The 26,731-nt window shown below is 72.0% G+C and carries 12 protein-coding genes and 1 pseudogene; 8 read left to right on the top strand and 5 right to left on the bottom strand.

Annotated features, from left to right (window positions below):
* Position 1: 1 nt before the first annotated feature.
* The gene (locus AB0H12_RS04430; RefSeq protein WP_499620814.1) at positions 2-1,024 is read right to left on the bottom strand and encodes an LLM class flavin-dependent oxidoreductase; all 1,023 of its coding nucleotides are present in this window, start codon (positions 1,022-1,024) and stop codon (positions 2-4) included.
* Positions 1,025-1,133: 109 nt separating this feature from the next.
* Positions 1,134-2,525 (bottom strand): DUF4241 domain-containing protein, encoded by a 1,392-nt coding sequence (locus AB0H12_RS04425; RefSeq protein WP_499620752.1) that lies wholly within the window; start codon positions 2,523-2,525, stop codon positions 1,134-1,136.
* 269 nt (positions 2,526-2,794) lie between these two features.
* On the opposite strand from AB0H12_RS04425, the gene AB0H12_RS04420 reads away from it, so the two are divergent.
* The 3 genes and pseudogenes from AB0H12_RS04420 to AB0H12_RS04410 all read left to right on the top strand — a co-directional run.
* Positions 2,795-4,888 (top strand): hypothetical protein, encoded by a 2,094-nt coding sequence (locus AB0H12_RS04420; RefSeq protein ID WP_499620751.1) that lies wholly within the window; start codon positions 2,795-2,797, stop codon positions 4,886-4,888.
* Between the two features lie 149 nt (positions 4,889-5,037).
* A complete protein-coding gene (locus tag AB0H12_RS04415; RefSeq protein ID WP_499620749.1) occupies positions 5,038-6,480 on the top strand; it encodes an alpha/beta hydrolase in 1,443 nt (480 codons plus the stop codon).
* Positions 6,481-6,705: 225 nt separating this feature from the next.
* A pseudogene (locus AB0H12_RS04410) lies at positions 6,706-7,800 on the top strand (serine hydrolase domain-containing protein); the annotation flags it as partial.
* Positions 7,801-7,872: 72 nt separating this feature from the next.
* On the opposite strand, the gene AB0H12_RS04405 reads toward AB0H12_RS04410, so the two are convergent.
* Entirely contained in the window at positions 7,873-8,745 is an 873-nt protein-coding gene (locus AB0H12_RS04405; protein ID WP_499620748.1) for a DUF8832 domain-containing protein, read from the bottom strand.
* Positions 8,746-8,856: 111 nt separating this feature from the next.
* Positions 8,857-10,146, bottom strand: coding sequence for a choice-of-anchor B family protein (locus AB0H12_RS04400; protein ID WP_499620746.1), 1,290 nt, complete (start codon positions 10,144-10,146; stop codon positions 8,857-8,859).
* Between the two features lie 333 nt (positions 10,147-10,479).
* On the opposite strand from AB0H12_RS04400, the gene AB0H12_RS04395 reads away from it, so the two are divergent.
* The 3 genes from AB0H12_RS04395 to AB0H12_RS04385 all read left to right on the top strand — a co-directional run bounded on the left by AB0H12_RS04395 (position 10,480) and on the right by AB0H12_RS04385 (position 23,893).
* On the top strand, positions 10,480-17,193 hold the full coding sequence (locus AB0H12_RS04395) for a LamG-like jellyroll fold domain-containing protein (RefSeq protein WP_499620744.1): 6,714 nt from the start codon (positions 10,480-10,482) through the stop codon (positions 17,191-17,193).
* Positions 17,194-17,345: 152 nt separating this feature from the next.
* Positions 17,346-23,621 (top strand): polymorphic toxin-type HINT domain-containing protein, encoded by a 6,276-nt coding sequence (locus tag AB0H12_RS04390; RefSeq protein ID WP_499620743.1) that lies wholly within the window; start codon positions 17,346-17,348, stop codon positions 23,619-23,621.
* A 14-nt stretch (positions 23,622-23,635) separates the two neighbouring features.
* Complete coding sequence (locus tag AB0H12_RS04385; RefSeq protein ID WP_499620742.1) at positions 23,636-23,893, top strand: MafI family immunity protein; 258 nt, start codon at positions 23,636-23,638, stop codon at positions 23,891-23,893.
* 113 nt (positions 23,894-24,006) lie between these two features.
* On the opposite strand, the gene AB0H12_RS04380 is transcribed toward AB0H12_RS04385, so the two are convergent.
* Positions 24,007-24,969: a helix-turn-helix transcriptional regulator gene (locus tag AB0H12_RS04380; protein WP_499620741.1), complete on the bottom strand. Its 963-nt coding sequence runs from the start codon at positions 24,967-24,969 to the stop codon at positions 24,007-24,009.
* A 96-nt stretch (positions 24,970-25,065) separates the two neighbouring features.
* Here AB0H12_RS04380 and AB0H12_RS04375 point away from each other — a divergent pair, with 96 nt between their 5' ends.
* Both AB0H12_RS04375 and AB0H12_RS04370 read left to right on the top strand, forming a co-directional pair.
* Positions 25,066-25,488, top strand: coding sequence for a VOC family protein (locus tag AB0H12_RS04375; protein ID WP_499620740.1), 423 nt, complete (start codon positions 25,066-25,068; stop codon positions 25,486-25,488).
* A 76-nt stretch (positions 25,489-25,564) separates the two neighbouring features.
* Complete coding sequence (locus tag AB0H12_RS04370) at positions 25,565-26,659, top strand: winged helix DNA-binding domain-containing protein (protein ID WP_499620739.1); 1,095 nt, start codon at positions 25,565-25,567, stop codon at positions 26,657-26,659.
* Positions 26,660-26,731: the final 72 nt, after the last annotated feature.

The following is a 26,731-nucleotide window of genomic DNA, read 5'->3' as shown; positions in this document are numbered from 1 at the left end:
GTCAGCGCCAGCCGAGGGCCGGGGCGACGTGGGTGAGGACGTTGTCTAGCAGGTGGGCGTTGTAGTCGACGCCGAGCTGGTTGGGCACGGTCAGCAGCAGCGTGTCGGCCTCGGCGATGGCCTCGTCCCCGGCCAGCTGCTCGACCAGGGCGTCGGGTTCGGCGGCGTAGGTGCGGCCGAAGACGGCCCTGGTGTCGGCGTCGAGGTAGCCGATCTTGTCGGTGCTGCCGCCGTCGTCGCCGAAGTAGGCGCGGTCGAGGTCGGTGGTGAGCGCGAAGATGCTGCGCGAGACCGAGACGCGCGGCTCGCGCGACCACCCGGCTTCCGACCAGGCCTTGCGGAACGCCCGGATCTGCTCGGCCTGCTGGACGTGGAACGGCGCGCCGCCCTCGTCGTTCTTCAGGGTCGAGCTCATCAGGTTCATGCCCTGCTCCGCCGCCCAGACCGCGGTGCCGTTGGAGCCGGCGCCCCACCAGATCCGCTCCCGCAGCCCCGGCGAGTGCGGTTCGACGCGCAGCAGCCCCGGCGGGTTGGGGAACATCGGGCGCGGGTTGGGCTGGGCGAAGCCCTCGCCCTCCAGGACCGTCAGCAGCACTTCGGCGTGCTTGCGGGCCATGTCGGCTTCTGTGTCGCCCTCGGCGGGGCGGTAGCCGAAGTAGCGCCACCCGTCGATCACCTGCTCCGGCGACCCCCGGGAGATGCCGAGCTGGAGCCTGCCGCCCGAGATGAGGTCCGCCGCGCCGGCGTCCTCGGCCATGTACATCGGGTTCTCGTAGCGCATGTCGATCACGCCGGTGCCGATCTCGATGCGCTCGGTCCGGGCGCCGATCGCGGCCAGCAGCGGGAACGGCGAGGCCAGCTGCCTGGCGAAGTGGTGCACCCGGAAGTAGGCGCCGTCCGCGCCGAGCTCCTCGGCGGCCACGGCGAGGTCGACGGCCTGCAAGAGCGCGTCCGACGCCGACCTGGTGCGCGAGTGCGGCCCGTCGGACCAGTGCCCGAAGGACAGGAATCCGATTTTCTTCACGCCCGTGGAACGCGTCATCAAGCTGATTGATTCCTCAACTACTCGTTGCGACGGGCCCGACACGAAGGGCGGCGAAGAATCGCTTCACACCGAGGGCGCGCCCGGTCTGTCAAACAGGTCGGGCGGTGGCCAGGTCGGGTGCGAGGAAGTCGAGGACGTAACAGCCGAGCGCGCCGTCCTCGGTGCGGCCGAGCCACACGGGGTTCGCGCCGTCGCTCCAGCCCTTCACGACGACCAGGTCGACGCCCTCGGCGGACAGGGTGTTGTACGGGTCGTCGCCGCTCATGGCCGCCTCGATCTCGGCCTCCTGGTGAGCCGTCACGCCGGTGTGGTCGACCAGCGAGAGGGTCGCCGTGTCGACCGGGTTGCCGGAGAACTCGCCGTCGCCCAGCGCCAGCTCGTGGTCTCCGTCGAGCAGTGCCAGGTGCCACGAGGCGACGGGCGCGTCCGTGATCCTCACCCGGCACGCGACGGTCGTGGCTGTGTGCGCCGCCCCGTCCTCCGCCACCCGGAACACGTCCACCGGGTACTCGCCGGGCGGCGCCGTCGCGGCCAGCGGCGTGGCGCCGTCGTCGAGCCAGGCGGGGTCCGCGACCACCAACCTGCCGCTGGGCAACCGGATCGTGCCCACCGGGGTCCGCCGGACGGTCAGGGTGCGGCCGTCCTCCGTGCGGAACCGCGCGCCGTCGGTGACGGTCTCGGTGATGTGGCGCGGCTGCAGCGGTCGCGGTGGGCGCCACGGGAACTCGGCGGGCACGACCGCGGGCCCGGAGCGGACGGTCGCGGGGCCGGTCATCCCGGCGAGGCCCGGCCAGCCGTCGACCGCCGGCACGGCGACCTCCTCGGGCGGCTGCGCCGGCTCCGGCCAGTCCGACCAGTCGCGCGAGGTCTGCAGCGTGCTGCCGTCGGATTGCACGGCGGTGATCCCGATCGTCCCGATCACCCCGGTCGCGTCACGGCGGACCCGGGCCCGGAACGTCGGCCGGTCGCCGTCGAACTCCGGTGCGCCCGACCCGGCGTGGTTCCAGCTGCGGACCTCGAACAGCCGCAACCGATCATCCGGCCAACGCCGGTACGCGACGCCCCGGTACCTGCGACCGTCGGCGTCGACGTGCCACAGCTCGGCGTGGTGCTCCGACCAGCACACCTCCACCACCACCCGCGCCGTCCCGTCGACGAGCAGGACCACCGCGTACTGGCCGCCCGCGGCGTCCTGGGCGCGTGCGACCGACTCGGACATCGGCGACACCGGGGCACGCGCGCCGGAGTCCCACCCCGCGCAGTACACGACCTCCACCGGCCGGTCCGTCGGCGCGGGCACGTCCGCCACCGGCAGGTTCTCCAGGTCGGGCGAGACGGCCGGCGGCAGGGCGGGTGGCCTGCGGACGTCCGACAGCGCCAGGAACCCGCCTGCCGTCAAGGCGACGAGGCCACCGGCCAGGGTCACCGTTCGCCGCGAGAGTCCTGTGCCCGTCTCGTCCCCGTGCGTCGGCGGGTTCACGGATCGTGACCTTACTGGACACCGCTGACAACGGTGACGCATTCCGGTGCGGGCGCGCGCATTCGGTCAGCATTCAACGCTATTCCGTGCCGTCGACCGAGGAACGGGGGAGAGTTCCGAAGTTTGTTGCCGTGCACCGGCGTGGATGCTTATCCTGCGCGGGACACGGGGATTCCTGTAGTCGCGGCCACTGTGACCTGGGGGATGGTTTGCGCACTTTCCGTGGCGCTGGAGCCTGCGCCGCCGCGCTTCTTGTCGCGACGACACTGGTGGCCGGGGCGCCCGCCGCCGCGGCCGCGGAGCCGCCCGCCGCGCCGTACACGGCCCTCTCGGTGCACTTCGAGGGCTGGGGTTACATCGACGGGAGCTTCTCGTACGAGAGATCCCGGAGCACGGTGAACGTCTTCCAGCAGAACGCCAACGGGTACGCGTTGTCGATGATGGCGTCCACCACCGGCCACCACCACAGCTTCAACCTGTCTCCGCCGAACGGGACGCGGTTCGAGGCGGGCCGGTCGTACCCGGCGAAGACCGGCTACTACACGTCGGACTCGATCACGGTGTTCAACATCGGCGGCGACGGGCAGGGGTGCGAGGGAGCGGCGGCGACCTCGGGCACGATCAACGTCCACGAGGCCGTCTACGACGAGAGCAACGGCCAGTTCACCGCGTTCGCGGCCGACTACTCGATGAACTGCAACGGTACGAGCCAAACCGCCAGGGGCGAGATCAGGTTCCAGTCCAGCGTGGGCTACCGGGCCACCGACAGCTGGGACTACCGCCTGCAGTTCGGGCGGCAGCCGTGGGGTGAGCCGGGAACGTCGATGCAGGTCCCGGTCGAGGTGAACGGCACCCTGCCGACGACCTTCGGCGCGGCGTCGCTGACGGGCCCGAACCCCACCGCCTTCCAGATCACGGCGAACACCTGCTCGGGCAACACCCTCTCCTACGGTCAGAGGTGCGCGTTGACCGTCACGCCGACGGCCACCGCGGTCGGTGCGCAGACGGCGTCGCTGACCCTCCTGGAGGACTCCGCCGGGGGCAAGGTCAGGCGCCTGCTGTCGCTGGAGGGCTACGACGCGCGGGGCGACCGGGGCACCTACTACCCGCTCTCGCCCTCCCGCGTGCTGGACACCCGCGCCGGCAAGGGCGCGCCGCGGGCCATGGTCGACTCGGGCCAGACGCTGCGCCTGCAGCTGACCGGCCAGGGCGGGGTGCCGGTCGAGGCGTCGACCGTCGTGCTCAACGTGACCGTCACCGAGCCCTCCGGCCCGGGCTACGTCTCCCTGTACCCGACCGGTGTGACCCGCCCGACCGCCTCCTCGCTGAACTACACGGCGGGGTGGACCGGTGCGAACTCGGTCACGGTGAAGGTGGGCGCGGACGGCGCGGTCAACCTCTACAACCACGGCGCGCCCGTCCACCTCATCGCGGACGTCAACGGCTACTACTCCAAGGGCCGCGCCTGCTGCAGCACGGTCGTGGGCGGGCAGTACCACCCGCTGGCGAGCCCGGTGCGCCTGGCCGACACCCGCGAGTGGGGCATCGGCCGGCTCCCGGCGGACCACTACGTCAACGTGTCCGCGTCGTGGGACGCCGAGACCAACCCGAGGATCCGCGCCTTCGCGGTCAACATCACGGCCACCGAGACGCACGCCGCGGGCTTCCTCACCGCGTGGAGCGGCTACGGCCCCAGCCTGCCGGACACGTCCACGTTGAACTACGGGGCCGGCAGCACCGTGACGAACTTCGCGGTCGTGCTCAGCATCCCGTGCGCCGACTGCGGCAGCGGTAGGGGCACGCCGTCCATCGGCGTGTACACCAGCCAGGACGCCCACGTCATCGTGGACATCGTCGGCTTCTACGACGACAGCTCGCTGTCGGGCGGGTTGCGCTTCGAACCCACCGTGCCCAGCCGGATCGCCGACACCCGCGCGGGTCAGGGCTGGCCGTCCGCGCTCGGCACCGCCACCACCGCGACGATCGTCGCGCCCGACCCCCTCGCGGCCGACGACGTCTGGGCACTGGCCACCAACGTCACCGCCGTTCAGCCGACCGCGCCCACCTTCCTGACGGTGTGGCCGGCGGGCTACTCCGGGGTGGGCCGCCCCAACACGTCCAACCTCAACCCCGCCGTCGGTGCGATCGTGCCCAACGCCGTGCAGACCATGATCGGCCCCGAGTACGGGTTCCACGTCTACAACAACTACGGCTCGACCCACATCCTGGTGGACGTCGTGGGCACCTTCTACTACGACCCGCCGCCGTCGTCGACCGCTTCGGCGTCCACCCGCGGACAGGTCACGCGTGGGCAGGCGACGGCTCCGAAGGCGACGCCCCTGAACCGCCCGCACCGCGCGTAGGCCGACAGCCTCCGCCGAGAGGCCGACTGTCCGGTGTGGACGAATCCGTCCACACCGGACATTCGTCTTTTCGGTGGTGTGGCAGGCCCCACCCCCGGCCGGTGGCCGACCGGATGGGCGTCGGGTGCGGAGTTGTGAATCCTGACGTCATGAAGAGAACCCTCGGCACGATGACGTTGGTGGTGTTGGCCGGGCTCGTGACGCCGGTGGCGGCGGCGAGCGAGCCCGCCGTGGCGTGGAAGCCCTGCCCGGCCTCGGCGGGACCGGTGGACCCCCGGCAGGAGTGCGCGACCGCGCGGGTGCCGCTGGACTACCGGCAGCCCGGCGGGGAGCGGATCCCGCTCGCCGTGTCGCGCATCCGCACCGCGAGGCCGGAGTTGCGCCGAGGGGTGCTGCTGTTGATCCCGGGCGGCCCCGGCAGCGCCGGCCTGGCCCGACCGACCACGCACGGCCTGCGGCTGCCGCGAGAGGTGCTCGACCGGTACGACCTGGTCGGGTTCGACCCGCGCGGGGTCGGGCACAGCGCACCGGTCTCGTGCGGCCTGGAGCCGCGTGACGTCGAGCCGACCGCGTTCCTGCCGTGGCCGGGGCCCGGCGGCGACATCTCCGCCGCGACCGGGCGTGCCGAGCGGATCGCGCAGGCGTGCGCCCGCAACGGCGGCGCGGTGCTCCGGAGCATCACCACCCGCAACGAAGCCAGGGACGTCGACCGGATCCGCCGGGCGCTCGGCGAGTCGCGGTTGTCCGTCTGGGGCACCTCGTACGGGACCTACGTGGGCGCGGTGTACGCGACGATGTTCCCCCGGCGCACCGACCGGGTCGTGCTCGACAGCAGCGGCGATCCCGATCCGCGCCGGGTGGCCCGCGGCTGGCTGGCCAACTTCGCCGTCGGGGCGGAGGACCGCTTCCCCGACTTCGCCGCGTGGGCCGCCGCCCGTGACGCGAGCTACGGCCTCGGCTCGACGCCCGCGGCCGTGCGCGCCACCTACCTGCGCCTGGCCGGTGAGCTCGACCGGGACCCGCGACCCGACCTCACCGGCGCCACGCTGCGCGCCGTCGTGTTCAACTCGCTCTACGCGGACGCCTCGTTCCCGCAGTCGGCCGCGTTCCTGCGGGCGGCGCTGACCGGAGGGCCGGTGCCGCCCATCCCCGCGCCGCCGGCCGACCAGTTCCAGAACCTGGTCTCCGCGCAGGTCGCCACCGCGTGCAACGACGTGGCGTGGCCGGGCCCCGGGCACGACTACGCGGGCGACGTCGCGCGTGACCGGGCGGCCCACCCGCTGACCGACGGCATGCCGGCGAACGTCCAGCCCTGCGCCTTCTGGCCCCGCCGGCCGGCCGAGCGCCCGACCCTGGTGACCGCCGACGGCCCGGGCGACGTCCTCCTGGTCCAGAACCGCCGTGACCCGGCCACGCCGCTCACCGGCGCCCTGCGCATGCGTGCAGCCCTCGGCGACCGCGCGCGGATGGTCGTCGTCGAGTCCGGCGGTCACGGCGCCTACGTGGCCAACGGCAACGCGTGCGGTGATCGGGTCGTCACCGACTTCCTGACCGGTGCCACCAGGCCGGGACGGGACATCACCTGTCCCTGATCGTGTCCGGTGCGAGAACCCCGTGTCACGTGGTCCGGACGAGCGCGGGTGTCCCGCGGACGAGTGCGGGTGTCCCGCGGGCGGGACGGGTGTCCCGCGGGCGGGACGGGTGTCCCGCCCGCGGGAACCGGGCCAGGTGACCGCCCGCGGGTGGGTCGAGGCCTACCGCCGGTCCTGGTGCAGCCTCCATTGCCGCACACCCGGGCCACGCCACAGGCTTGATCCATGCGAATCAAGCCATGGCGATTCCGCCACGCCGCGGTGGTCGTCGCCGCGGTCGCGTCGGTCGCCGCGTCGTCCGCACCGGCCGCCGCCGAGCGTGCTCCGATCACCGATGTCGCGGCCATCAGGGCCGAGCTCGACCTGATGACCGGCGCCGACCGCGTTCCCGGTGCGCTGGCCGAGGTGCGCGACCGGCGTGGCGGGTCGGTCACGGTCACGTCCGGCACGGCCGAGTCGGGCACCGGCCTGCCGATGGTCGACGGCCACGGCCGGTTCCGGATCGCCAGCGTGACCAAGACGTTCACCGCGGTCGCCGTGCTGCGGTTGGTCGCCCGGCACCAGGTCCGGCTCGACGCGCCGATCGAGACGTACCTGCCCGGAGTGGTGCGCGGCACCGGGAAGGGGAGCGGGATCGACGGCCGCCACATCACGGTGCGCCAACTGCTGCAGAACACCAGCGGGCTGCCGGACTACGTTCCCCTCGTGGGCCCCGGCGGGTCGGAGGAGCCGGTCGGGGCGGCCGAGCTGGTCCGCCTCGCGCTGTCCCACGAGCCGGACTTCGCACCGGGCAAGGGCCGGCAGTACTCGAACACCGGCTACCTCGTCATCGGCATGATGGTGGAGCGGCTGACGCACAGGGACATCGGCACGGCCGTGACCGAGCTGGTGATCCGGCCCGCCCGCCTGTCGGACACGTACTGGCCGCCGGCCGGTGAGCGGCACATCCGCGGCACGCACGCCCACAACTACACCGTGGACGAGGCCGACCCGACCGGGCCGCTCGTCGACGTCACCGCGTTCGAGCCGTCGTGGGCGGGCGCGTCCGGCGCGATGGTGTCCACCCCGTCGGATCTCAACCGGTTCTGGCAGGAGCTGCTCGGTGGCCGGCTGCTGCCGGGCTGGGCACTGGTCGAGATGCGCACCGCCGTCCCGGCTCCGGATCTGGGACCGGACGTGGAGTACGGCCTCGGCCTGGCCAGACTGCCGCTCACGTGCGGTGGCCACGTCTGGGCGCACGGGGGCGACCTGGCCGGCGGCGGCGGTGCGAACGTCAGCGGTCGGGACGGCTCGGGCCGTGCGGCAACGGTTTACATCACCGCGCTGACCGGTGGCGCGGCCATGACGCGCATGCTGCACACGTTCGACCTCGCCTTCTGCTCGCAGCCCGAATCAGGCCACGGCCACCGTGATCGCGGCGGTGTGCACGGCGCCGCCGTGCGCGAACTCCAGGAACAGCCGGTGCTCGCCGCGGTCGGCGAACGTCGCCTGGAACGTCAGCTCGCCGTCGACCAGCGGCACGCCCAAGGGCTGGACCGGGTGCAGGTGGGTGGCTGACAGCAGCATCGTGTGGAAGCCGGTCACGTGCCCGTAGGAGCCCAGGTGCGGTTCGAGCGTGCGGACCGGTGAGCCGTCGGGGGCGCGGATGGCGAAGCGCAGCTCCTGGGGCCGCATCGGGGTGGGCTGGGCCGGCTCGTCCACCCGCGTCACGGTGAACCCGGTGGCGGTCACCGCGACGGCTGCGGGCGCGGGCACGGGGACCAGGGTGGTGTCACCCGGCACGCTGAACGGGACGCCGAGCACCACCGGGTGCCGGGGGTCCCGGGTGTCGAGCGGGACGAACTCGGCGAACATGCGGTACGCGCCGCCGTCGTCCAGCCGGACGTCGACGTGCCACGTGTCGCCGACCAGGGTCGGGTGCAGGTGCTGGAAGACGTGCAGGTCGTCGCGGATGACGAAGAAGTGCAACTGCTTGGTCTGGTTGTCCAGGAAGCGCGTCCGCGCCCGGCCGTCCGGTCCGAGGATCCGGAACGCGACCGGCACGGCCGGGCCTCGCGTCGACGGCACGGCGACCCGCTCGAACCGGTAGCCGCTCTCGGCTTCCGACAGGCCGTCGCTGTGCGCGGCGGGGACCAGGTCGGCTGTTCGTCGGTGCGCCGAGTGCGCGGGGTCGGGCGAGGTCCGGACCAGCGCCAGCGCGCCGGCCACCACGATCGCGACGGCCAGGACGACGAACACCCAGTCGGTGAGGCGCAGGTTGCGCATCATCACTCCTCACGTCCGGCGGGACGGCCGGCCCCGTGCGCGACCGGTGGCCGCGCACGGGGAAGGGCAAGTCGGGACTGGAGGCGTCAGGCGTCGAGCCGGTCGCCGCCGTCAGCCGAGGTTGGGCTTGACCACGACCAAGCCCTGCTCGATGCCGTTGACCAGGACGATGCCGCTGGCGAAGTAGGGGTAGTTGCTCCACGCCCCGTTGAACCGCGCCGCGTCGCCGGCCGGGTAGATGTCGAAGTACCCGACCTCGGTCAGCCGGGCCGAGGCGACCTGGCCGACGTCCAGGATGCGCAGGCCCGCCTGGTAGTTCGCTTGGTAGGAGTACCTGCCCTTGACGTACTGGTTGTGGTCGATGGCGGTGGCCGGCGAGCTGTAGGTGCCGGTGTGCACGGGCGAGGAAAGCCTCGCCAGGTCCCAGATGTAGGTCTTGGTGCGCTTGTCGGTGCTGCGCGACTCGTCCAGCTCGTCGTCCAGCAGGAAGTACCGCTGGTCCTCGGTCAGCCACCCCTGGTGCGAGTACTGCGCGCCGGAGTAGGCGGTGCGGGCGAGCTGCACCGGCGCGGACTTGGTGGTCACGTCGACGATGGTCAGCGTGTCCTCGTTGGAGTTGAAGCAGATCTCCCGGCCGCGGTAGGCCTGGTCCGGGCCGCGGTAGACGACGCACTGGGTGTCGTGGGTGTAGCCGTCCTGGGACACGCACCCGGCCTGGGTCGGTGACTTCGGCGTCCGGATGTCGACGGTGTGCGGCCCGCCGCGGCACGTGTTGGAACCGATCGCGTAGGCGTAGCCGGTCTCCTCGTTGATGGCGATGTTGTGCGCCGGGCCGAAGCCCTTGTACAACGCGTCCGCGGCGAACGTCTGCGGCGTGGTGACGGCCCGGAGCCTGGTCAGGTCGAAGACCTGCATCCCGTGGCCGCTGATGGCGTCGGCCACGATGAACGCGTGGTCGCGGTACACCTTCATGTCGCGCCAACTGCTGCTGCCGCCGTTGGACGGCAGGTTGCCCAGGTACCTCGGTGAGGTGGGCGTGCTCACGTCGACGAACGCGGTGCCGTTCGTGCGGCCGACGATCGCGTACTCCTTGCCGGAGGACGGGTCGGTCCAGCCCCAGATGTCGTTGCCGTTGCCGCCACCGATGGAGGCGAGCGGCAGCACGCTGAGCAGGTCCACGTTCTTGCAGGGGTAGATGTCGGCCTTGCCGTTCACGCACGGCACGCCGGCGGCGGCGCCGACCACGGCGTGCCGGTCGGCGGGGAGGTGGTCGGTGAGGAAGGCGCGGACCGCGGCCTGTCCCTCAGGGGTGTCGGGGTCGTGCGCGGAGGCCGCCGTCATGGACAACGCGACCATGGAGGCGATCAGCACCGCCAGCCCCGTCATGCGCAAGATCTTCATCGGAGTCGCACTCCTCCCGGAAATCCCGGACCGCAGGCACGCGGCCGGGAGCAGGGTTTTCCGATCGCCTCCGACGTTAGGAGGTTCGGCGCGCCGGGAGAACCTCCGATCGTCTGCAACGCGCACGGCACGCGGTATCCCATGCCGACGGGATTAGGAAGCTCTTGCCCGGTGTGACGCTCGTCTTGGCCGTGCGAAGTGCGAAGCCTTGCCGAGAACGGGGTTCCGAGCAGACACTTCCCCTGCTTCAGCGGCGCGTGTCGGTGGTGACCGCGTTGGTTGCTCATGAGGGGGCCCTCCGTGGTGCGTCGCTTTGCGGCGCGGTGTGCGTTTTTGCGCGCCGCGCCCCTGTTGCTCGCCGGTTTGACGGTCGTGTCGTTGGCCGTGCCCGTGACCGCCGGGGTCGCCTACGCGGCGCCGGCCACCCCGCCGCCCGCCGCGCCGGTGACCGAGGCCGCTACCGAAGCCGAGGCCGTCGAGGCGGCGCGCGCCCAGGGCAGCCGGGTCGAGGTCACGGGTCAGCGCACCGAGACGAGCACGGTGTTCGTCGAGCCGAACGGGGTGCACACCGCCGAGTTCAGCCCCGGACCCGTCCGGGTGTGGAACGGCGCGGCGTGGGCGCCCGTGGACACCACCCTGGAGGTCCGGTCGGACGGCTCGATCGCCGCCAGGTCGACGACGGCCGGCGTGACTCTGTCCGCCGGCGGGCGGGGGCCGTTGGCCCGGTTGTCCCGCGGCGGCCGGGCGATGGACTGGTCGTGGCCCGGTGAGCTGCCGGAACCGGTGCTCGAAGGCAGCCTGGCGACCTACCGCGAGGTGCTGCCCGGCGTCGACCTCCGGATGCGGGCCACCGCGGACGGGTTCACCCAGCACCTCGTGATCAAGAACCGCGACGCCGCGAAGAACCCGGCGCTGGCGGGGATCCGCATGGACGCCAAGGCGGACGGGCTCGACCTGCGGGTGCACGACGACGGCGCGGTCGAGCTGGTCGACACCGCGGGCGCTGCGGTGTTCGCCGCGCAGCGGTCGCTGATGTGGGACAGCCCGCAGGTTCCCCTGCCGCCCAAGGACCGGCCGCAGCCGCGGGCGGCGGACCGCGCCGACCCTGCGAACCACCGCCGCGAGGCCGCCGTCGCCGTGCGCAAGGACGGCTCGGGCCTGGTGCTGGTCCCGGACCAGGCGCTCCTGGCCGATCCGCTGACCAGCTACCCGGTGGTCGTCGACCCGGGCTGGTACACGCCCGGCCCGGCCCGGTGGGCGGTCGGCTACGAGCGGACCGGTCAGGTCTACGTGGGCAACGCCAACGACGAGGAGACGATGTCCGACGGCAGTTGGACGGGCCGTCCGGCGAAGGTCGGGCACACCGACGACGGGAACTGGAACACGCGGTCGTACTTCCAGTTCGACACCGCGCCGCTGGCCGGCGCGGACATCATCAGCGCGACGCTGAAGGCGCCGACGGTGTGGAGCTACGCCGGTTGCGGCGGCGCGACCACGACGCACGAGATGTGGGCGATGGACCAGTCCTTCGACGCCCTGACCTTCGACCCGCCAAAGGGCTACCTGGTGTCGAACGACGGCATCCCCGCCGTGCACCGCGGTTGCACGTACTCCGAGGCGTGGTTCAACACCACCACGGTCAACACCACCGGCCCCTCGCAGTACCTGCTCAAGGCGGCCGACAAGGTGTTGGGCGGCAACGGTTCCTGGCGCAAGTACGACTCGGCCGGCGTGAAGCTGTCGGTGAACTACAACCGCAAGCCGGACGCGCCGGCGGAGCTGCGGACCGACCCGCCGCTGCCGGCGCCGTGCCGGTGGTGTGACGGGATCCCCTACCTGGCCACGGACAGCGTGACCCTCCAGGCGCGGTTGACCGACCCGGACAGCGACTCGCTCAAGCCGGTGTGGCGCGTCAGCGGCGAGGCGAACGACCGGGTGGGCGGCTACCTGGGCTCGAACAACTGGTTCAGCGAGAACGTCAGCCTGGTCGGGCGCGACGGCCGGCAGGTCTCCTGGACGGTGCGCGGCAACGACGCCACGGCCGACGGGCCGACCGCCAACGGGCCGGGCCCGTTCGGGGTGGAACGGGCCAAGCCGGTCACGCCGGCGGTCGAGGGCGCGCTGTACCGCGACGACAACCAGTGGCACGGCGGAGTCGGCGTGCTCGGCGACTTCACCTTCAGCCGCCCGTACTCCACCGGAGAACCCGGGTCCGGCAACATCGACCACTACCTGTACGGCTGGCAGTTCCCACCGACGAAGAAGGCAGAGGCGCAGTCGCTCGGCGGCCCGGCGACCGTGCGGTTGGCCCCGGAGCACGACGGACCGCAGACGCTGTACGTGCAGGCGGTGAACCGCGGCGGCAAGCCGAGCGACACGAAGGAGTACCGGGTCTACGTCCGGGCGGGCAACGGTCCGCGCGCGCACTACTCGTTCGAGGGCAACGCGGAGGACGACGCCTACCTGGGCGACCGCCACGGCACGGCCGTCGGCGAGCCGACCTACGTGCCCGGCGCGGTCGGTTCGGCGATCCAGCTCAACGGCACGACCCGCACCGTGACCGCGGCGTCGTCGGTCGACACGGACAAGAGCTTCTCGGTGTCGGCGTGGGCGAGGTTGGACCAGGTCGGCGCCGACGGGACCGTCGTGGCCGAGGACGGCGTGCACACCAGCGGCTTCCGCCTGGGCGTGCTGGCGGACGGCCGCTGGGCGTTCTCCCTGACCACGTCGGACACCGCGACCGCCACCTCGACCGCGGCCATCTCCGCACAGCCCGCGCAGGAGGACGCGTGGACGCACCTGGCGGGCGTGTACGACAGCGCCACGCGCCGGGCGTACCTGTACGTCAACGGAGAGCAGGCCGGGACCCACGTCCGCCCACCGGCCTTCAACGCCACCGCGGGGCTGCGGATCGGCAGCGCCAAGGCCGACGACGAGGTCACCGGGTACTTCCCCGGTGCGATCGACGACGTCGGCCTGTACGACCGGGTTCTCGACACCGCCACGATCCGGAGCCAGGTCGCCCACGCGGACGTGCGGGCGGGGCACTGGACGTTCGACGAGGGCGCCGGTTCGACGGCGGGCAACTCGGCGGGCGGCCAGGCGCTGGTGCTCAGCGCAGGCAACGCGTTCACCTCGGACGGCGCGATCGGCGGCGGTGTCCACTTCGACGGCGGCGGTGTGCACGCGTTCAGCAGCGGTCCGGTGGTGCGCACCGACACGGCACTGTCGGTGGCGGCGTGGGTGAAGGTCGACAAGGACGGCAAGGACGCCGTGCGCGCGGTCGTCGGCCAGGACGGCGCCGCCACCTCCGGGTTCACCCTGCGGTACCAGCCGGCCGACGGCGGCCGGTGGGAGTTCGCGATGCCCAAGACGGACGCCGCGGCCGAGACCGCTGACCGGGTCCTGTCGACGGTCGAGGCGCAGGTCGACGTGTGGACGCACGTCGCGGGGGTCTTCGACGCCGCGACCGGGCAACTGCGGCTCTACGTCGACGGTCGGCCCGCGGGCACGGCCGCGCACGCGGCCGGGTCGTGGAACGCCGCCGGACCGCTCCAGGTGGGATGCGCCAAGTGGGCGGGACAGGAGTGCGCGAACCCGTTCCGCGGGAACGTCGACGAGCTGCGGGTCTACAGCAGGGCGTTGTCCGTGGCGGAGGTGGAGGCCATCGTCGCGCAGTCGAACGTGACCGAGGGCTGGTGGAAGCTCCACGGCAACACGATGGACAGCTCGGGTCGCGGCCGCAACGGGACGCCCTCCGGCACCCCCGGCTACACCGCGGGCGGCTACTCGGCCAACCCCGACCCGAAGAACCTCGCGCTCAGCCTCAACGGCCGGACCGACTTCGTGTCGGCGCCCCGCACGGTGAAGACGGACGAGAGCTTCTCGGTCGCCGCGTGGGTGAAGCTCGACCGGGTGGGTGAGACCAGCACCGTCGTGTCGCAGGACGGCGGACACGTCTCCGCCTTCTTCCTCCAGACCACGCCCGACGGGCGCTGGTCGTTCGCGGCGATGCCCGCCGACCTGGCCGGCCAACCGACGCCGGACCGGGTCGCTTCGCCGGGGTCCGCGCAGAAGGACCAGTGGACGCACCTGGTCGGCGTCTACGACGCGCGGGCCGGGCAGATCGAGTTGTACGTCAACGGGGTGTCGGCGGGTTCCGCGGCGCACCGGACGGCGTTCGACGCGGCCGGTGGGCTGCAGATCGGCCGGGGCAGGTGGAACGACGAGTCCGCGCACTACTTCCCCGGCGCGATCGGCGACGTGCGGGTGTACAGCCGGTCGATCTTCGCCGGTGAAGCGGCCCAGCTCGCGGGCCGCGACCTGTCGTTGGTGCACAACTGGCGCTTCGACGACAACGCAGGCGACGCGGTCGGCGGCCGGGCGGGCACGCCGGTCGGCGGAACGTCGTTCGGTCCCGGCCGGACGGGCAACGCCGCGGTGTTCAACGGGGTGTCCGGCGCGGTGTCGACCACCGGCGTCGACCTGCGCGTCGACACCAGCTTCACCGTGTCGTCGTGGGTGTGGCTCAACGACAAGGGGCCGTACGGGTCGATCCGCACCGCGGTCGGCCTGGACGGCGAGCGGAACGGGAAGTTCCAGCTCGGGCACGAGTACGACCCCGACACGCGCACCCACGGGCACTGGTTCTTCAGCATGCCGGAGTCGGCTGCCAACGGTGGCGTGGTCACCACGGCCGCGGTGTCGACGCTGCCGACGGAGATCAACACCTGGGTGCACCTGACCGGCGTGTACGACGCCTCGATCGGCAAGGTGTGGCTCTACGTCAACGGGGCGAGGGTCGGCGACGGCACCCTGAACACGCCGTGGAACTCCTCGGGCGGCCTGCAAGTCGGCCGTGGCGCCGTCGACGGCTCCCACCAGCGGTACTGGCCGGGCAAGGTGGACGACGTCCGGGTCTACACCGGGACGCTGGACCCGGGTCGGGTCACCGCGCTGGTCGCCTCCTACCCCGCGCAGGACCCGCCGGCGGAGGTGCCCGTCCCGGCCGGCCGGTGGACGTTCGACGAGAACACCGGTTCGGTGGCCGGGGACTCGGTGGGTGACAACGACATGACCCTCACCGGCACCAGGTGGCACGGCGGCCGGGGCACGACCGGCGTCTGGCTGGACGGCGCGGTGGGGGCCCACGCCCGGACCGCGCGGCCACCGGTGCACACCGATCAGAGCTTCTCGGTGACCGGGTGGGTCTACCGCAGCGGTGTGGGCGCGCAGCGCCGGACGTTCCTGGCCCAGGACGGTGATCGGGTCAGCTCGTTCCAGCTGTACTTCGACGTGGGCGGCGTGGACCGGTGGGTGGTGGCGGCGCCCGGCGCCGACAACGCCACCGTCGCCACGCTCACCTCGTCGGTGGCGACCCCGCGCGACAGCTGGGCGCACCTGGGCCTGGTCTACGACGCGACGGCGCACCAGCTGAAGCTGTACGTCAACGGCCAGGTGGTCGGCGCCAAGTCCGGTGTCACGCTCAACGCCGCCGACGGGCCGCTGAGCGTCGGCCGGGCCAAGCGCGACGGCCTGCACGTCGACTTCTTCAACGGCGCGGTGGACGACGTCCGCACCTTCGGCGGGGTGCTGACGGACGCGGAGGTGCGCGCGGTGCACGACGACGTGCCGCCCGCGGGCGTCGGGTACTGGCCGATGGACGACGCGACCGGCACGACGGCCAAGGACGTGTCCTACCGGAAGAACGACTTCACGCTGACCGGCGGGACGACCTGGGCGAAGGGGCCGATCGGCGGTGCGCTGAAGTTCAACGGCGTGGACGGCGCCGGCGTCGCGGCCGACGGCGCGGGCAACCACCTCGACAGCCGGACGGTGTCGGCGTGGGTCAGGCTGGACGGCAAGGCCAAGACCGGCACGGCGTTCGCCCAGGACGGGAAGCGGATGAGCGGTTTCGTGCTCCAGTACCGCGCCGAGCTCGACCGCTGGGTGTTCGCGATCCCCGAACGCGACGACGACGCGGCGGCCTCGGTGTCCGCGGTGTCCGACCAGCCACCGGTGGTGGGCGCGTGGACGCACCTGGTCGGCGTGTACGACCACGGGGCACGCCAGCTGCGGCTCTACGTCGACGGCCGGCTCGCCGGGGTGCGCGACGGCGCGGTCGGCTGGCAGGCCGGCGTGCTGACGGTCGGCCGGGGCAAGCGGCAGGGCCAGGCCGCGGACTTCTTCGCGGGCGCCGTCAGCGACGTGAGGGTCGCCCTCGGCGTCACGCCGGTCGACGAGATCCAGCAGCGCTCGTCCTACCCGCTGCCGCTCGGCGGGCAGCTGGGCCGGTTCGTCAACGCGGCGGGCGACCGCTACACCGCCGGCGACGCCGGGAGCCACACCGCCCCCTTCGCGGAGGTACCGGCGGGTTATCGGTTCCAAACGCCCCTCGGCCTGCAGCCGACGGGTTCGGTGTCGGGCACCAGGACGTTGTACGCGTGCCTGTTCCTCGGCGTCGACGAGTTCACGTCGCTCCAGGAGGACTGCGAGGGGCAGGTGAAGCTCGGTGTGGCGGGCACGGTGTACGACCTCACGCCCCCGTCCGGGGTGCCGACGTTGCCGGTGCACCGGTGCCGCGCCGGCCGCGACCACTTCGAGTCCAACGACGCGGCGTGCGACGGCGTGCCGGGCGTCGTGAACGAGGGGCTGATCGGGCACACCATCGCCTACGCGCCGCTGAGGCGGTACTTCGACCCGTACACCGGTCACCACCAGGCGACCGTGCACGGCGGTTATCCGGGTTACCGGGCCGAGAGCACGCGTGGTCTGGTGGCGATGACGCAGCAGCCGGGCACCCAGCCGCTGTTCAGCTGCTTGCGCGGCCGTGACGAGTTCAGCTCGCTCGACGCGGCGTGCGAAGGGGCGCAGTTGGTGGCACGGCTGGGTTACGTGTGGACCGAGGCGCCGGCCGGCCAGTCCAGCCACGCGCTGTACCGGTGCCTGCTGCCCTACGGCGGCCACATGACCACCCGCAGCGACACCTGCGAAGGCGCGGGCGTCCTGCCGGAGAAGCAGCTCGGCTACGCGCTGTCCAGCCTCTGACCCCGTCGGATCCCGTTCCCGGCGCACGGGAACGGGATCCGCCCCCGCTTCGGACACCCTTGTGGTTCCCGCACGTTCTGGAGGACGTCGTGCGACACGGCAGATCGGCTCGTCCCGCCCTGCGACGGACAGCCGTCGCGATTTCCGCTCTGATGCTCGTGACCGCGGCGCAGGCGGTCGTGCCGTCCGCCGCGAACGCCGCCGGCGGCCCGTCGGTGCCCCTGCCCGACACGCCGTCGACCTCGGTGACCAGGGAGACGCAGGAGCCGCGCCCGCCGGACCAGGCGACGACCAGCGCCCTGCGGGGCGATCAACCCGCCGGGCAGGGCAGCTCCCTGCCGGGTGCGGGCAACACGCAGGCCACGTCGTTGTCGGCGTCGGCGTCGTGGTCGGTTTCCGCTTACACGGGCACCTTCAGCTGGTCCTACCCGTTCCGCGTGCCGCCGGTGCCGGGCGGGCTCGAGCCCAAGCTGGCCCTGTCGTACTCGTCCTCCGCCGTGGACGGGCGCACCAGCAGCACCAACAACCAGGCGTCGTGGGTCGGTGACGGCTGGGACCTCACGCCGGGCTTCGTGGAGCGGACCTACGGCAGTTGCGCGGACGACGCCAACCACAGCGGGAAGAAGACCGGCGACCTGTGCTGGCGCAGCGACAACGCCAACGCCTCCTACAACGGTTCGGCCGGTCCGCTGATCCGGGACGACGCGAGCGGGGCGTGGCGGCCCAAGGGCGACGACGGCTCGCGGGTGGAGAAGCTGCCCGGCGCGGACAACGGCGCGCAGGGCGGTGAGCACTGGAAGATCACCACGGTCGACGGCACCCAGTACTTCTTCGGCTCGCAGCAGGACTCGCGGTCCACGTGGACGGTGCCCGTGTTCGGGGCCAACCCCGGCGAGCCGTGCCACGGCGCCGACTTCGACAGCTCCTCGTGCACCCAGGCGTGGCGGTGGAACCTGGACAAGGTCGTCGACCGGCACGGCAACGTGGTCCGCTACTACTACACGCCCGAGACCGACAACTACGGGTTCAACCTGAAGGACACGCCGGTGTCCTACGTCCGCGGCGGCACCCTGGAGCGCATCGACTACGGCCTGCGCGACGGCGTCGCCGGCGAGGCGGTCGGTCGGGTCGTGTTCGACGTCGCCGACCGCTGCGTCCCCGGCGCCACCGCCTGCGACCGGGCGCACCCGGAGAACTGGCCGGACGTGCCGTGGGACTCCACCTGCGAAGCGGCGCCGTGCACGAAGAAGTACTCGCCCTCGTTCTTCTCCACCAAGCGGCTCGACACCGTGCGGACCCAGGTGCGCAGGCCGAACGGCCTGGCCGACGTCGACTCCTGGAAGCTGGACCACCAGTTCCCCGACCCGGGAGACGGAGGCAAGGCGTCGCTGTGGCTCAAGGGGGTGAGGCACACCGGTCTGGTCGGAGGCAGCATCGAGCTGCCCCAGGTGACCTTCGAGGGCCGGGCGATGGCCAACCGGGTCAAGGGACCCACGGCCGACGGCTATGCCCCGCTGCTGCGCTACCGGGTGACCGGCATCGTGTCGGAGTCCGGCGGCGTGGTCGACGTGCACTACGCGGACCCGGACTGCGCGTGGGGCTCGTCGATGCCCGACGAGGCGCACCCCGAGCACAACACCTCGCGCTGCTTCCCGGTGCGCTGGGTGCCGGGCGTCGGTTACGACCCGCGGGTCGACTACTTCCACAAGTACGTGGTCGACACCGTCACCCAGCTCGACCGCTACGGCAGTTCGGTCGGCGACGTGACCGCCTACGAGTACCTCGACGGCGCGGCCTGGCACTACGACACCTCGGAGTTCACCCCGCCGGACAAGAAGACCTGGAACGAGTTCCGCGGTTTCGGCCGCGTGCGGGTCCGCCGCGGCGACGGCAAGGACAGCCCGAAGACGTTGTCCGAGCAGCGCTTCCACCGCGGCATGCACGCGGACACCCTGCCCGGCAACGGGTCGCGCCCGGTGACGCTGACCGACTCCGAGGGCAACGCGCGCGTGGACGAGGACTGGTTGGCGGGCTACCCGTTCGAGCAGACGTCGTTCGACGGCGACGGCGACGGCGGCGTCCCGATCGGCAGGACCCTGTCGTGGCCCTCCTGGCGCGGCCCGACGGCGACCAGGGCGGGGCTGAAGGCGTACTGGACCGGCACGACCACCACCAAGTCCTACACCGCGCTGGACGGCGGCCGGGGTTGGCGCGTGAGCCGGACCGACAACGAGTTCGACGACGTCGGGCTGCCCACGAAGGTCAACCGGGTCGCCGACCTGGCCAAGCCCGAGGACGCCAAGTGCAGCACCACCACCTACGTCCGCAACACCGGCGCCTGGGTGCTGGCGCTGCCGTCGCGGGTGCAGACCGTCGGCGCCGCCTGCGACAAGACCCCGGTGTTCCCCGACCACGCCCTCTCCGACCTGCGGACGTCCTACGACAGCCAGGACTTCGGCGTCGCGCCGACCAAGGGCGACATCACCAGGACCGAGCAGCTGGCTGAACACCCCGCGTCGGGTCCGGTCTACGTCACCACCAGCACCGCCACGTACGACGGCTACGGCCGCCCTCTGACCGTGGCCGACCCGCTGAACCGGACGACGAAGACCACCTACACGCCGTCCACCGGCGGTCCGGTGACCAAGGTGGTCATGACCGACCCCGCCGGGTTCGAGACGGCCACCGAGTTCGAGCCCGCCTGGGGCGTGCCGACCAAGGCGACCGACGCCAACCTGCGGGTCAGCGAGAGCGCCTACGACGCGCTCGGGCGGTTGACCGACAGCTGGCTGCCGAACCGGCCGCGGGCGAGCAACACCGCGAACACCAGCTTCACCTACCTGGTGCGCAACGACGCTCCCACCGCCGTCACGACGAAGACCATCGGCCCCAACGGCAGGTACACCAGCTCGGTCGTGCTCCACGACGGCCTGCTGCGCCCGCGGCAGTCCCAGGCGCCTGCCGTCGGCGGTGGCCGGCTGCTGGCCGACACCCGCTACGACTCGCACGGCAGGCCGTGGAAGTCGACGCGGCCGTACTACAACTCGGGCGCGGTGGACACCGACCTCTGGACGGCCGCCGACAGCGCCGTCCCGGGCATGACCACCACCGAGTACGACGGCGCGGGACGCACGACCGCGTCGGTGTTCCGCGTGACCGGTGACGAGAAGTGGCGTGCCACCACCGGTTACGGCGGTGACCGGGTGTACCGCACGCCGCCGCCCGGCGGCACCGCCACCACGGTCGTCAACGACGCCTACGGCCGCACCGCGGAGATGTGGCAGCACAAGGGCTCCACGCCCACCGGCGACCACGACACGACGAAGTACACCTACACGGTGGGCGGTCAGCTCGCGACGACCGTCGACCCGGCGGGCAACACCTGGTCGTGGACCTACGACCAGCGCGGCCGGATGGTCCACGCCAAGGACCCGGACAAGGGCGACGGCTACTCCACCTACGACGCCGCCGGTCAGCTGGTGTCCACAACGGACTCGCTGGGCCAGAAGCTGGTGCACGGCTACGACGTGCTCGGCCGCCGGACGACGTTGCACCGCGACAGCCCGACGGGCAGGTTGCTGGCCAAGTGGGAGTACGACACCGCCTACAAGGGCAAGGGCATGCTCGCGGCGGCCACCCGTTACGACGGCGACGGCAACGCCTACGCCACCAAGATCCCCAACTACAACCCGCTCTACCAGCCGGGCGCCGTCGACGTGGTCATCCCCGCCTCCGAGGCGGGGCTGGCCGACACCTACACCACCGTGTTCGGCTACAACCCCGACGGCAGCCTCGCCGCGGAGGGCCTGCCCAAGGCGGGCAACCTGGCCGCCGAGACCGTCATGCACACCTACGACGACCTCGGCCTGCCGCAGCAGACCTCCGGCGCCGACGGCACCACCACGGTGTTCGTCGCCTCCAGCACGGACTACACCCGCTACGGCGAGTTCGCCCAGGTCACCCTGGGGTCCGTCGGTCGGCGGGCGTGGATCTCCAACTACTACGAGGACGGCAGCCGCAGGCTCAAGACCTCGATCGTGGACGCCGAGGTGCCGGCGCCGATGCAGGCCAAGGTCGACTACACCTACGACGCGGCCGGCAACCTCACCGGGATCTCCGACGCCCCGACCGGGGCGGTACCCGACCACCAGTGCTTCGACTACGACCACCTCCTGCGGATGGTCGAGGCGTGGACGCCCGGCAACGGCGACTGCGGCACGGCGCCGAAGAAGGACACCCTGGGCGGCGCGGCGCCGTACTGGCACACCTACGAGTACGACGTCACCGGCAACCGGACGTCCGAGGTCCTGCACGGCGTCGGCACGGCCGCCGACGTGACCCGGACCTACCACTACCCGCGGCCGGGCCAGGCCCAGCCCCACGCGCTGAAGTCGGTCGACACGACCGGCCCGAACGGGACGACCGAGGACTCCTACACCTACGACGCGACGGGCAACACCAAGACCCGCGCCATCGCGGGCGAGCCGGCGGCGCACGAGCTGGACTGGGACGTCGAGGGCCGGCTCACATCCGACAAGGCGGGCGCCGCGATCACGTCGTTCGTCTACGACGCGGACGGCGGACGGCTGCTCCGCAAGGACCCGACCAGCGTCACGCTGTACCTGGGGTCGCAGGAGATCAGGCTCGACAAGACCACCAAGGCCAAGACCGCCACCCGCTACTACAGCCACGGCGGCCGGGTCGTCGCCCAACGCACCGCGGCCGGCGTGGGTGGGCTGACGTGGTTGGCCTCCGACCACCAGGGCACCGCGCAGATCGCGGTCCAGCCGGGCACGATGAAGGTGAGCAAGCGCCGTGCGCTGCCGTTCGGCGGTGCGCGCGGTGGGGCCGTGGCGTGGGCCAACGACCGCGGGTTCGTCGGGGGCACGAACGACGCGAACGGCCTGACCCACCTGGGCGCCCGCGAGTACGAACCGTCGACCGGGCGGTTCATCTCGGTGGACCCGTTGCTGGTGCCGAGCGATCCGCAGCGGCTCAACGCCTACGCCTACGCCAACAACAGCCCGGCGACGTTCAGCGACCCGTCCGGCCTGATCTTCAACTGCGGACCGGACAACGTGGGGTGCGGCGGCATCCCCGGCGACCCGCCGCCGTCGGACGCCGCGAAGGACGCGTGGAACAACCGCGGCGGGCCGGGCGCCGGCGACTCGTCCGGCACCACGAGCGTGACGATCGAGAACGTCGTCTGCGGGCCGGTCAGGACCGTCTTCATCAACCCGGACAACAACGCGGACCTGTCGGGCTACCTGCTGACGATGACGACCGTGCAGTACACGGGGATCCTGCACACCCCGCCGTGCACCGCGGTCGGTTCCAACTTCTGCTTCGACAAGGGCGGCGACTCCCTGGTCGGGTGGGAGGAGACCGTCGCGGTCACCGCGACCAAGTACCAGTGCGGCGAGCACGACCAGACACCGGGCTGCGGACCGTTCGTCTCCCAAGGTGGGCCGACGGCCGGTGAGGCGTTCGCGGAACTGGGCAAACTGATCTTCGACCCGACCGCGTGCGTCGGATCGGGCGCCAGCGCGGGCGGCTGCACCATCGAGATCGCCGGGATCCTGCCCGTGGGCAAGATCCTCAAGGGCGCCAAGATCGCGGGCGAGGCCCTGCAGTCGGCGGTGAAGGCGTGCCACAGCTTCGTCGGCGAGACGTCGGTGCTGATGGCGGACGGCTCCACCAAGCCGATCTCCGAGGTGCAGGTCGGCGACCGGGTGAAGGCCACCGACCCGGAGACGGGTGAAACCACCGACCGGGAGGTCACCGCGACGTTCGTCCACGGTGACGAGGGCGACGCGCTGGTCGAACTGACCGTCACCGCGCAGGACGGCTCGCAGGGCACCGTGGAGGGCACGTCCTGGCACCCGGTGTGGCTCGTCGAGGAACAGCGATTCGTCAACCTGGGCGACCTGGAGCCGGGCCAACACCTGTCCGCCGCCGACGGTTCATCACCGACCATCACCGCCGTCCGGTCCCACGCCCGCCAGGAAACCGTCCACGACCTCACCGTGGACACGGTCCACACGTACTACGTGCTGGCCGGCGCCGAACCGGTCCTGGTGCACAACAGCAACTGTCCTGTCGGCCGGGACCTGATCGGTGGGCAAGAGCAGTTGCACATCATCCACGGTGACAAGACGGGAGGCGGCCACAAGTTCCCGGGTCAGCCGAACAAGACCGTCTTCCCGTATGACTGGGACACGGACGAGATCCTCGACAGCGTCGCCGAGGTGGCGACGAGCCCCAACAGCGTGTGGAAGCAGCAGACCGGTGTGCGCGGAACCATGTACACGAAGAACAACGATCCGGCGCAGTGGGCGATCGAGGGAGTGGTCCGCGGGGTTAGTATCAGGGTGATCTATGAGCCTGCCACGGGTCGGATCGTGACCGGTTTTCCGTACAATCCCTGATGGATGGAGGAGGCGTGGAAGCGGGGGAGTACGCCGCAGAGATCAAGAAGCTGCTCGAAGAATCGCCGATAAGTGCCCCTTCGGTCATCGTCGATGTGCGCGATTTCCTGAAGGTCGGGGAGTACGGACTGGCATTCCACGTCATGTGCTCATGGATTTACGAGGATGAACTTCCGATTAGCGCGGAATTTCATCGGCGACTTGTCCGGCTGTCGGAGGAGTTGGACTCCCGTGAGCTCGTCGTGAACATTGGTGAGCTTGTTTCCGAATAGTGTGGAAACGCGTGCGGTGGTCCGCCGCGATCGGGATCGGCGCGCGGGCGGGCACACCGTCGGCGCGCCGATCCGGGGATCGCGGAGCCGTCGTGCGCCGGTGGACCACCGCTTCAGGTCGCCGCCCTGGCGTAGCGGCGGGCCAGGTGGGCGAAGGCGTCCTTGAGCTCGGTCGGCCCCACGACCTCGATGTCGGCGTCGAACCGGCCGATGGTGGCGGCCAAAGCCGGCCACGACCAGGAGCCCGCGGTGACGCGGCAGCGGTTCGGGGTGAGTTCCTCGACCACGCCGTCGTGGACGAACGGTGACACGTCGGCGGCGGGAAGGTCGAGGATCACCTCGCCGTGGCAGGGCCAACCGCCGGAGCCGTCGGAGCCGGAGAACCTGGCGGCGACGAAGGCGGCCACGTTCTCGGCGGGCAGGTCGCGCGGGGTGAAGCGGGGGCCGGTGGGGGTGCGCGGGGTGATCCGGTCGGCGCGGAACGTGCGCCAGTCGTCGCGGTCGAGGTCCCACGCGACCAGGTACCAGCGACCGCCCCGGGTGACGAGGTGGTGCGGTTCGACCCGGCGCGGTGGGGCCGTGGTGGTGGGCGGGGCCGCGGTGGTGTAGTCGAAGCGCAGCACCTCGCGGGCGTGGACGGCGCCACTGATCGCCATCAGCACGTCGCCGCCGACCTGCGGCGCCGCGGCCCGTTCCACCGCGGTGACCTGGAGGGTGTCGACGCGGTGGCGCAGCCGCGCGGGCATGACCTGCCGGACGGTGTTCAGCGCCCGCGCCGCCGCCTCCTCGATGCCGACGCCCGTGGTGGTGGCGATCCGCAGCGCCACGGACAGGGCGACGGCCTGCTCGTCGTCGAACAGCAGTGGTGGCAGCTGCGAGCCGGCACCGAGCCGGTAACCACCGTCCGGCCCCTTGGTGGTCACGATGGGGTAGCCGAGCTCGCGCAAGCGGTCGACGTCGCGTCGCACCGTGCGCGGGCTGACCCCCAACCGCTGCGCCAACAGCGCACCCGGCCAGTCCCGACGCGCCTGCAACAGCGACAGCAGCGACAGCAGCCGTGCTGAGGTCTTCGGCATGTCCCTCATCCTGCCCGAGAGAAGAGGACACGATCTGGCCGCTACCCCTGCGACTGTTGCCCCGAGTCAGGCATCAAGTCGAAATGAGGAACGACCTTGTCCGTCACGACCACCGCCCACCTGAACTTCCGCGGCGACGCCCGCGCCGCCCTGGAGTTCTACCGATCCGTGTTCGGCGGTCAACTCGCCGTCGTCACGTACAAGGACGCCGGCAACGTCCAAGAGGAGTCCGAGGCCGACCACGTGATGTGGGGCCAGGTGCTCGGCGGGAACGGCTTCCACGTGATGGCCTACGACGTGCCCTCGCGGATGGGCTACGACCAGGGCGAGAACTCGTTCTTCGTCTCCGTGCGCGGCGAGACCGCCGAAGAGGTCACCGGCTACTGGGAGCGGCTCTGCGACGGGGCGACCGTCGTGATCCCGATGGGCCCGGCGGGTTGGGCCCCGGCCTACGGCATGCTGCGGGACCGGTTCGGCGTCGTCTGGGTCGTCGACGTCGTCAGCGAGCACAACGCGTAACCCGAACTCCGTCCAGGGGGTGGGCGGGGCACGCTCCCGCCCACCCCCTGACCGAACCCGACAGGACACCACCACGATGACGGTGCTGGAGACCAAGGCGCTCAACCGCGCGACGCTCGCCCGGCAGCTGCTGCTCGATCGCGCCGATCTGCCGGTGTCCGACGCCGTGGCGCACCTGTGCGGCATGCAAGCGCAGGAACCGCAGGAGCCGTTCGTCGGGTTGTGGTCACGGCTGCGCGCCTTCGACCCGGCCGCGCTCGACGACCTGGTGACCGGACGGCGCGTGGTGCGGACCCACCTCATGCGCCGCACCGTCCACCTCGTCACCGCCGACGACGCGCCGGCGTGGCGCGCCCGTCACAGCTCCATGCTGCGCCAACGGGTGCTGGGGGTCTACCGCCGCGAGTTCGAGGGCGTGGACCTCGACGAGCTCGCGGCTGCGGCACGGACCGTGCTGGCGGACGGCGAGCCGCGCACGATGCCCGAACTCGGCCGGACGCTCGCCGCGCGTTGGCCGGCCGTCGGACCGCGGGCGTTGGGCGAGATGGGGATCGCCGCCCTCCTCCCGACGGTCCAGCTGCCACCGCGCGGCTTGTGGCGCAGGAAGGCGGGCGCGCGCACGGTGTTGCTCGAATCGTGGCTGGGGCGCGAGATCGACCCGCCCGCACCGGACGGCGCCGACCCGGTCGGGGAGACGTTGGTGCTGCGCTACCTGGCCGGGTTCGGCCCCGCCGCGGTGGCCGACCTGCGCGCCTGGTCCGGCCTCGCCGGGCTCCCGGGCGCGGTGGCCGCCACCCGCGAGAAGCTGATCGCCTTCCGCGACGAGCACGGCCGGGAACTGCTGGACCTCCCGGACGCGCCGCGCCCCGACCCCGACACGCCCGCCCCGGTGCGGTTCCTGCCCGCGTTCGACAACGCGATCCTCGGCTACCACGACCGCGGCCGGATCGTCGACGACGCCCACCGCGGCCTGTCGGTCGCCGGCGCGCGCGTCGTCCTGGTCGACGGTCGGGTCGCCGCCACGTGGGCGGTCGAGGCGGGCGCCGTGGTCGTGACCCCGCTGCGCCGCCTCTCACGGGCCGAGCACAACGCCGCCGTCGACGAGGGGCGGGAACTGGCGTCGTTCCTCTCGGACGGCGAGCGCGGCGACGTGCGCACGGTCAGCGGGTGATCGAGACGGCGGAGGGCGTGAACCCGCTCCGACCGGATCGCGTGCGGCACGAACAGGACCGCGGCTCCGGTG

Source organism: Actinosynnema sp. NPDC023794 (assembly GCF_040639675.1).
Taxonomy (GTDB): domain Bacteria; phylum Actinomycetota; class Actinomycetes; order Mycobacteriales; family Pseudonocardiaceae; genus Actinosynnema; species Actinosynnema luteola.
Note: the sequence above shows the minus strand (reverse complement) of the source record. Positions and strands in the feature narration are given on the sequence as shown.

Excerpts from the sequence above, each read along its gene's own strand:
- AB0H12_RS04415 (WP_499620749.1), top strand. The coding sequence starts at position 5,038 with ATGAAGAGAACCCTCGGCACGATGACGTTGGTGGTGTTGGCCGGGCTC.
- AB0H12_RS04405 (WP_499620748.1), bottom strand. The coding sequence starts at position 8,745 with ATGCGCAACCTGCGCCTCACCGACTGGGTGTTCGTCGTCCTGGCCGTC.
- AB0H12_RS04400 (WP_499620746.1), bottom strand. The coding sequence starts at position 10,146 with ATGAAGATCTTGCGCATGACGGGGCTGGCGGTGCTGATCGCCTCCATG.
- AB0H12_RS04390 (WP_499620743.1), top strand. The coding sequence starts at position 17,346 with ATGCTCGTGACCGCGGCGCAGGCGGTCGTGCCGTCCGCCGCGAACGCC.
- AB0H12_RS04380 (WP_499620741.1), bottom strand. The coding sequence starts at position 24,969 with ATGCCGAAGACCTCAGCACGGCTGCTGTCGCTGCTGTCGCTGTTGCAG.
- AB0H12_RS04370 (WP_499620739.1), top strand. The coding sequence starts at position 25,565 with ATGACGGTGCTGGAGACCAAGGCGCTCAACCGCGCGACGCTCGCCCGG.